This window comes from Alkalibacterium iburiense, assembly GCF_039521845.1.
GTDB lineage: Bacteria > Bacillota > Bacilli > Lactobacillales > Carnobacteriaceae_A > Alkalibacterium > Alkalibacterium iburiense.
Map to the genome: position 1 here is coordinate 1 of NZ_BAAACW010000131.1, position 4,706 is coordinate 4,706.

Annotated in this window: 4 protein-coding genes; 2 read left to right on the plus strand and 2 right to left on the minus strand. The window is 35.1% G+C overall.

All coding sequences use genetic code 11. The annotated features are described in order from the left end of the window. Window positions 1–286 precede the first annotated feature (286 nt). Complete coding sequence (locus tag ABDZ53_RS10525) at window positions 287–670, plus strand: hypothetical protein (protein WP_343756316.1); 384 nt, start codon at window positions 287–289, stop codon at window positions 668–670. A gap of 161 nt (window positions 671–831) precedes the next feature. Here the strand turns inward: ABDZ53_RS10525 and ABDZ53_RS10530 are convergent, their stop codons facing one another. Beyond that, the gene (locus ABDZ53_RS10530; protein ID WP_343756318.1) at window positions 832–1,425 is read right to left on the minus strand and encodes a hypothetical protein; all 594 of its coding nucleotides are present in this window, start codon (window positions 1,423–1,425) and stop codon (window positions 832–834) included. A 152-nt stretch (window positions 1,426–1,577) separates the two neighbouring features. Between ABDZ53_RS10530 and ABDZ53_RS10535 the strand changes: the two genes are divergently transcribed. Then, window positions 1,578–3,260, plus strand: coding sequence for a methyl-accepting chemotaxis protein (locus ABDZ53_RS10535; protein ID WP_343756320.1), 1,683 nt, complete (start codon window positions 1,578–1,580; stop codon window positions 3,258–3,260). 190 nt (window positions 3,261–3,450) lie between these two features. Here the strand turns inward: ABDZ53_RS10535 and ABDZ53_RS10540 are convergent, their stop codons facing one another. After that, window positions 3,451–4,545, minus strand: a complete 1,095-nt coding sequence (locus ABDZ53_RS10540; RefSeq protein ID WP_343756322.1) for an AI-2E family transporter — start codon at window positions 4,543–4,545, stop codon at window positions 3,451–3,453. Window positions 4,546–4,706: the final 161 nt, after the last annotated feature.

Sequence of the window (4,706 nt, forward strand, 5' to 3'; positions counted from 1 at the left end):
GATAATTTTTTATAAGAAGTTTCAATAACCGCAAGGGTTAAACCTGGATATTCAACTGCAAAACTTGAGTAAATAAGAAACGCGGACTTTATATAAAACTACCCCACAACATTGGCATGCCTACCCAACGTTGTGGGGTTTTTATGTATGGAGATAACTAGATGGTATAAAAGGAGTTACCATTTTTATACCATCATCAATTGCTCTCAACCCATGTATATCTCTTATAATCAATGTGGTATTATCAGGGTATACAACTACACTGATAATGAAGGGGTTTACAAATGTGAAAAAGGTATCTTTTCTGTTGATAATACTCATGACTATCGTTAGTGGTTATGCTTTTTATAATTATAGAAGTTCAATGATTTATTCCCTTGAAGGGAGTTACCAAGCAGAAATTCTAAACACGAGAGAAGAAGAAATCGGAATATACACCATCAACTTTCAAGATGACAAAGTTGGTTTATTTTCTGCATACTTTGATGAATCATCAACTGGGACTATAAGAAATATTGAAGATAATCACTATGAATTAGTTTTTGATGAATTTAAAACGGAATGTACAGTTCTAACTAAAGATGAGATTCAATTAAATATATATGAAGAAGACTATATTTTTAACAGGAAAAGTGATGTGCTCATATGGGAAAGGGATTATACATTTTAACTTTGCATATGTCTCTCTCTTCTAGCAACGCTGAATATCAAGGAAGTTGAATGAATGAAAACCAACTGCTAAAGGTATCGGCTTCAAAAAAGGACATCCTTCTATTATTCAAAATGGAAGGATGTCCTTTAAGCCTCATCATCAGTCTAAACCATTCTTTTTTAGTATGATTTTTTAGGATGTCTATCCACAACATCTGAATGGGCTTCAAGCTTTTGTTTTCCTAAATGAGTCAATTCAAATCCTCTCACGTTAAATAAAGAAGCGAGCTCTTCTTCAGTGAACATCTCTTTCACTTTGACCATTAGCTCTTCTTTCTTTAACGTAGAGTATCCTTTTACTCCTTTTTTCTTTAAAAAAGCCTTTAAATGAGTAGCGGGAAGATATTTTAAGGATTCAGAGGCTGTCAGCTTCCTAGCGAACCCTTTCTGCTGGATGTCTTCTAGGGCTTCATCTGCATGAATTCCGTAATCATATTCAAAGTATTTTGGAAAGACACTTTCATTAGTAAAGGTGCTAAACCCTATCCGCCAAAGCAAGATAATATGACCAGGCAAGCAGTCGTCTTCGAAGCGAATCATATTTCTCTTCGGTACAAGAGATTCAACCCCCAGTTCTACAGAAGTTACCCAGGAATCTAAATCTCTATCTGGTGAAATATAAGGCACTTCTACATGGTTTTGGTAGAAACCAATGACTTTCTGCACTAAATCATCAGTTACATTCAAATGCTTAATCTGTCTGTATCTATCCATTAAATACACTCCTTAAGTTAGACCTTTTTTCATGAGTTAAATAAAGTGTACCATACCTTTTTAAAAAATAAGGATTAAACTTTTCATTTTAAAGTCGATAATAAGAAGAGGCGTTATTTTATTTTTTATAGATTAGCAATGGAGGAACAGCAATGAAGATTACAACAAAATTACTGACATCCTATTTGGTTTTAGCCTTAATCATTTTTATTTTAGGGATATTAGCATTATTTGGATTAGGAACAATGGATGAAAACTCTGAGGAGATTTTTACAGAGAGGTTACAGCCCACTGTCTATTTAGCAGAAATAGCCCAGTTAATGGGAAATACGCGGGTTCATTTATTAACAGGTGTGATTAATGCTGATCCTAGCAGAGGTGAGCCAGCACTAGAGAATATAGGAAGAGTCAATGAAATCCTTTCATTATATCAAGAACGTACTTTACATAATGATGAAGCTGAACTCTTTGATGAATTAGTCAGAAATTGGGAAAATTACTCTGATATGATTGTTGAAACGGAAGAATACTTAGCAGAAGAGGACTATACGGAAGCCATGAATGGGATTCGTAGCGGGGAAGCCTGGTACGGAGCAGCAAATATGCACTTAACAAATTTGAAGGACATTAAAGAAGAGCTTTCCAGAACAGCCTATAATGAAAGCAACTTAATTTATAGCAATTTGAGACGGTTAATTATCCTAGCCAGTGTAGTCGCTATTATCTTCTCTATTTTTATAGCTCTTTTAGTAGGCAGAATTATTGGAAAACCAATCAATGTGATTTCTCAAAAGCTTTCTCAGATTTCTAAAGGGAATTTAACAGGAGAGTCCATTCAGACTAAGAGAAAAGATGAGATTGGTCTGCTGGAACAAGCGACGAATCAGTTACAAACTGATTTAAGACGCATTATCTCATCAGTATCACAGGCAACTGGTCAAGTGATGAGTTCCAGTGAAGAGTTAACACAATCGACTCATGAAGTATCTCAGGGTGCAGATCAGATAGCCATAACGATGCAGGAATTGGCATCCGGTTCTGAATCTCAAGCGATGTTCACATCCGACTTATCTGAAAGCATGACTGCTTTTGTTCAAACGATTGAAGAATCGGTCGATGAAAGTGAAAGAGTCTCTCACTCGGCCAGTGAGGTGCGTCAGCTGACTGATAATGGACAGGGCATGATGAATGATTCAGTTAGACAAATGCAAACGATTGACCAGTTAGTGAAAGAATCAGTGGACAGTGTACGTGGTTTAGATAGTAAATCTGCTGAGGTATCTTCTTTAGTTACCGTTATTGAGCAAGTAGCCGAACAAACCAACCTACTGGCTTTAAATGCAGCGATTGAAGCATCTAGAGCGGGCGAACATGGGAGAGGCTTTGCTGTTGTAGCTGAGGAAGTTCGGAAATTATCCGAAGAAGTAGCCGGCTCCGTAGGTGAAATTACAGCTATAGTTAAAAGCATGCAAGAGGAAACATCTCAAGTTGTTAAAGCATTAGAAGAAGGATACGGTGAAGTAACGAAAGGAACGACACAAATTCAGCAAACTGGAGAAACATTCACTAGTATTTCTGAATCTGTTGAGCAAATGGAAAGAACAGTACAGTGGATTGTTGAAAAATTAGCTGATAACAAAGAGCAGACGATTAAAATGAGTACGAGTGTAGAAGAAATTGCTTCAATTTCTGAGGAATCTGCAGCGGGAATTGAACAAACGTCTGCTACTTCCGAGCAAGCAACGAGCACCATGCAAGAAGTCTCAGCCAATTCCGAGGAGTTGGCCCGATTAGCTGAAGAATTATATAATCTCATTTCCCGGTTTGAGTTATAATCCGTAAACATAGTCTATATGAAAAATATGACTCTAACCAATCTAGATTAAGAGAAACAATTGCTTTTTTGAAGTAAATAACTGGAATTTATATCACAGTCATTCGAGTTTAGCTATGGATAGTCTAGGTTATTTTCTCAATAATAAGTTACATTCATCAAAGAAATGTAAAAAAGCAGCAAACTCCATTTTAAATGGACTGCTGCTTTTTGTTTTCGTTGATATAGTTAAATACTACTAGTGCACAGGCTTTTAAAATTGCATAGACTGGTAGTATTAGTATCATACCAATCAAGCCGATTAACTCGTTGGCAAATAAAACCAATATGACGACAGTAGCAGGATGCATTTCTAATGATTTACCCATCACTAAAGGTGTGACTAAATATGATTCGAACAGTTGAACGACAGTAATGAGAACTGTTAATAATAAAGCTGTAGTTGGAGATATTGTTGCAGCAATTAAGAAAGCCGGAGCTGCTCCAATAAAAGGACCGAAATAAGGTATAATATCGAATATACCTGTGATTAAGCCCAGTAATAGGGCGTTAGGTACTCCCAAAATTAAAAAAATAATATAGGCGGCTACGCCCACATATAAACAGACAATTACGCGACCGCCAATATAATTAGATGCATTTAAATGAAAAGCTTCTGCTAAGTCTAGTGCTAAGTCTTCATATTGACTTGGAACAATACGCACAATCTGATCTGGTAGTTTATCTCCGTCTTTATAGAGAAAGAAAAGCAAAAGCGGAACCGTAAAAATAATAATAGCTGATCGTATGGTCAGCGTTAATATGGAGGTAACACCTGACGTCAAGCTTTCTATAATGTTTGTGACTATATTAGTTACTGAAATATCTAAATCATAAAGATATTGATAAACGTCTGCTGATGATATGTTATACTCAATTGTAAAAGCTTCTATCCAAGATATTATCTCATTAATAACACTTGGAATTAACGTAACAAGTTGAGTGATTTGTTGGAACAAACTGGGTAATAATGTTGAAAAAATGAAAAAAAGCACAAGAGCTATGACGAAAAATGTAATTAAAATCGCAATAAGATCAGTCTTTATTTTAATTTTTGTTAATTTATAAACAGGAAGAAAAATATAAAATATAAATACGGCAATGATAATAGGAGCAAATAGGCTAATGAAAAAAGCTTCAAATGGGTAGAATATAAAACTAATCCAGTTATAAATACCTATGACCAATCCGATAAGAATAAGTATGGTTAATACATAAAAAAACTTCGATTCTTTTAGAAATTTCATTTTATCACCTCATTATAATCAAGAACAGTATAACATAAATGAGGATTACATGATGAAATGATTCTAGTTTAACTGAAAAGTTGAAAAGCCCCGGGAGTTTGACAGTTGAAACGAGGAAAAAGTGACAGAAAGCCTATAAGGGCTTTATTTTTTTGTCAAAT